Genomic DNA, 3,202 nt, shown 5'->3' on the forward strand with positions numbered 1-3,202 from the left:
AACCCGTTATGTGGTCGAACAAAGCTTCGGTACGTTACACCGGAAGTTCCGCTATGCGCGGGCAGCCTATTTTGGACTGATTAAAGTGAGTGCGCAAAGCCATCTGAAGGCGATGTGTTTGAACCTATTGAAAGCCGCTAACAGGCTAAGTGCGCCTGCTTCCGCCTAAAAGGCGGCCCGGATGCTGATTATCGGGTATCCGGGGAGGATTAAGGGGGTATTTGGGTAAAATCAGGAGTAATTAGGAGCGGAAATAGACGAAAACCTGTGTTTGGAGTTTCAGCTGTCGAAGGAAGGGCTTTTTTGCAAAGGTCTCATAGGTGTATTGATCGCCGAGCATGACCCAGCCGCCTGCGGGCGCATCTTCTATAGCGGAGCCAAGCTTCCCGAAAGAGAGGATACTGTCGTTGCCTTTGCGGATGGCGGTTGTACCGTCGTCTGAAAAAGTGGTGCAGCCAGCGAGAAGGAATACTGCGGATAAAAAGGGGAAGACGTATGTTTTCATAATGTTTGTTTGAAGGTATTTAAAATCAGGCAAATGGGGGAATACTCAATCCGAATTGTTCCAACAAGCCGACCGTTTCGTAAACGGGCAGGCCCATCACGCCTGTAAAGCTGCCTTGCAAATGCTCGACAAACACGCCGCCCAAACCCTGAATGCCATACGCGCCCGCTTTGTCCATCGGTTCGCCACTTCGGATATAGGCGGATATTTCTTCGGCAGACAAGGTTTTGAAACGTACATCGCTGGTTTGCAAAACGCCGTGCGCTCTCCCTTGCCAATATACGCATACGGCAGTCAGCACCTGATGCGTCTGCCCTGAACGCCGGGCGAGCATTTCGGCTGCTTGGGCTTCGGTTTCCGGTTTGCCGAGGATGTGGTTTTGATAGGCGACCGTAGTGTCGGCAGTCAGAATCGGATATTCGGGCGACGCGTCGTGTGCGGCAAACCATTGCTCGACAGCGGCGGCATTTTTTTCCTGCGCCATACGTTGCACATAATCGGCGGCTTTTTCGTCGGAATGCGGCGTTTCGTCGATGTCGGCAGGGATACGGATAACTTTGAATCCTAGGTTTTCCAAAATTTCGCGGCGGCGCGGGCTGCCGGAGGCTAGGTAGAGTGTGTGCATAAAACTTTCTTTTTTAAGGGATATAAGGTCGCCTGAAAATTATTTTGACTGCTTGTGTTGGCCTGCCAGCCGCACATAATGCGCGGAAGAATATTTCAAAAATTCTTTTTCTTTTTCGGTCAGCGGGCGGACTTGTTTGACGGGCGAACCGACATAGAGATAGCCGCTTTCCAAACGTTTGCGTGGCGGCACCAAACTGCCTGCACCTATCATCACGTCGTCTTCGATGACGGTATCGTCCAGAATAATCGTACCCATCCCAATCAACACACGATCGCCGATGCGGCAGCCGTGCAGCATGACTTTGTGTCCGACGGTTACGTCTTCGCCGATGATAAGGGGTGAGCCTTCGGGCTTTTCCGCGTTTTTGTGCGAAACGTGCAAGACACTGCCGTCCTGTACATTGCTGCGCGCGCCGATGCTGATGCTGTTCACGTCGCCGTGCAACACGGCATACGGCCAAACGGATACGTCTTCGGCAAGCGATACTTCGCCGATGATGACGGAGGTTTCGTCGATGAGGCAGGATTCGTGAATTTGCGGAGTATGGTCTAAGAAGGGGCGGATAGGGTTCATGTTGTTTCTTCCTTTTTGACAGTGTGGCAGGTTTCAGACGACCTGCGGCTCGGTATGGCGAAAGTATGCCGTTTTGACGCAGGTGAGGCAAGGACGGCGTCTACCGAGATGTTGTCATGTCTTTGTAAACAATATTTTTTATGGTTAAGGAATCATTTTCCGTTAAGCCTGCCTCTCTTGTTTGCCGAAGGTGGAAAATTGTCCGTTATTATCTTGTAGTTGCAAGTAGCTGCAAACCATTCTCTTGCCATTTGAATTGGAATGATATATATTTTTAAAAAATATTTCATAAAATAACGAAACCCGATGGTTTGTTTTCAACCAGGTTTGGTGGGTTTCCAATCCCACAAACCTTGGCTTCCATCCCGTGTCCGTTTTCAAATCTATCCAATCCACCTTGTTTAAATAAAGGCGGCCGGAAGGTCGTCTGAAACTGTATGAAGGATATTCACATGAGCGAAACACAAGAGCTGACTTTTGCCAAACGGCTGAAAGAGCAAACTACAACTATTCACGATAGCGTGGACAACTTGGTTATGTCTGTCGAGCCGTTTACCAACAAAGAGAATTACATCAAATTTTTGAAACTGCAATCAGTGTTCCACAAAGCGGTCGATCATATTTATAAAGACTCCGAGTTGAACAAAGCCATTCCTGAGCTGGAATACATGGCGCGTTACGACGCGGTAACGCAAGACTTGGCTGATTTGGGCGACAAACCTTACGAATACGGTAAACCGTTGCCACATGAAACCGGCAACAAAGCCATCGGTTGGCTGTATTGCGCCGAAGGTTCCAATTTGGGCGCAGCATTTTTGTTTAAACACGCGCAAAAACTGGATTACACCGGCGAACACGGCGCGCGCCACCTCGCCCCCCATCCGAACGGCCGCGGCAAACATTGGCGTGCGTTTGTCGAGCATCTGAATGCTTTGGGTTTAAGTCCTGAAGCTGAAGCCGAAGCGATTCAAGGTGCAAAAGATGCATTTGCGTTCTACAAAGTCGTTCTGCGCGAAACATTTGACCTGCCTGCAGGTGCGGAAGCTCCGGAAGGCTTTGTTCCGCACCGTCATTAATGGTTTGACGATATAAGTAGAGGTCGTCTGAAACACATCTGTATACGCGGATTCATAAATTCTGTTTTCAGACGACCTTCATACTGATGCAAGTTTAGTACCGTTTGGTTATCCGCATTTGCGGTATATTTTAATTGGTTTGATGTAAATAATTATCAAATATTTTATCACCATCATTCCAAAATACCATTATCACATTCAGGAGTTTGACCATGAAGGAATCATTTAAATTAAGTATGTTGGCGATTGCCTGCAGCATCGCATTGAGTGCATGCGGTTCAAGCGGTGGTGGCACGCCGTCTGCACAGTCTGCACCGACCCCGCAACAGCCGGGCAATAATTCCGGCTCGGGCGGAGGAGGTGATTCAAAACAAACAGAAGACGCTAAGAAAGCTGAAGAAGCCAAGAAAGCTGAAGAAG

General features: G+C 48.9%; 5 protein-coding genes and 1 pseudogene. 3 read left to right on the forward strand and 3 right to left on the reverse strand.

Annotation, left to right across the window (positions count from 1 at the left end; all coding sequences use genetic code 11):
- Nucleotides 1-169, forward strand: a 169-nt coding sequence (locus HMPREF3139_RS08335) for a transposase (RefSeq protein WP_141743140.1), incomplete at its 5' end; no start/stop codon positions are given.
- A gap of 72 nt (nucleotides 170-241) precedes the next feature.
- Here the strand turns inward: HMPREF3139_RS08335 and HMPREF3139_RS11280 are convergent.
- Genes HMPREF3139_RS11280 through HMPREF3139_RS08350 form a run of 3 tightly spaced genes read right to left on the reverse strand, consistent with a single transcriptional unit; the run spans nucleotide 242 to nucleotide 1,706 of the window.
- Nucleotides 242-505: a hypothetical protein gene (locus HMPREF3139_RS11280; RefSeq protein WP_070461563.1), complete on the reverse strand. Its 264-nt coding sequence runs from the start codon at nucleotides 503-505 to the stop codon at nucleotides 242-244.
- Nucleotides 506-530: 25 nt separating this feature from the next.
- The gene (locus HMPREF3139_RS08345) at nucleotides 531-1,130 is read right to left on the reverse strand and encodes a Maf family protein (protein ID WP_070461564.1); all 600 of its coding nucleotides are present in this window, start codon (nucleotides 1,128-1,130) and stop codon (nucleotides 531-533) included.
- 39 nt (nucleotides 1,131-1,169) lie between these two features.
- On the reverse strand, nucleotides 1,170-1,706 hold the full coding sequence (locus HMPREF3139_RS08350) for a gamma carbonic anhydrase family protein (RefSeq protein ID WP_070461565.1): 537 nt from the start codon (nucleotides 1,704-1,706) through the stop codon (nucleotides 1,170-1,172).
- A gap of 452 nt (nucleotides 1,707-2,158) precedes the next feature.
- On the opposite strand from HMPREF3139_RS08350, the gene HMPREF3139_RS08355 reads away from it, so the two are divergent.
- Nucleotides 2,159-2,782 (forward strand): biliverdin-producing heme oxygenase, encoded by a 624-nt coding sequence (locus HMPREF3139_RS08355; RefSeq protein WP_070461566.1) that lies wholly within the window; start codon nucleotides 2,159-2,161, stop codon nucleotides 2,780-2,782.
- Between the two features lie 212 nt (nucleotides 2,783-2,994).
- Nucleotides 2,995-3,202 (forward strand): annotated as a pseudogene (locus HMPREF3139_RS08360) (transferrin-binding protein); the annotation flags it as partial.

Source organism: Neisseria sp. HMSC15G01, assembly GCF_001808255.1.
In the GTDB taxonomy this organism is placed as follows: domain Bacteria; phylum Pseudomonadota; class Gammaproteobacteria; order Burkholderiales; family Neisseriaceae; genus Neisseria; species Neisseria subflava_A.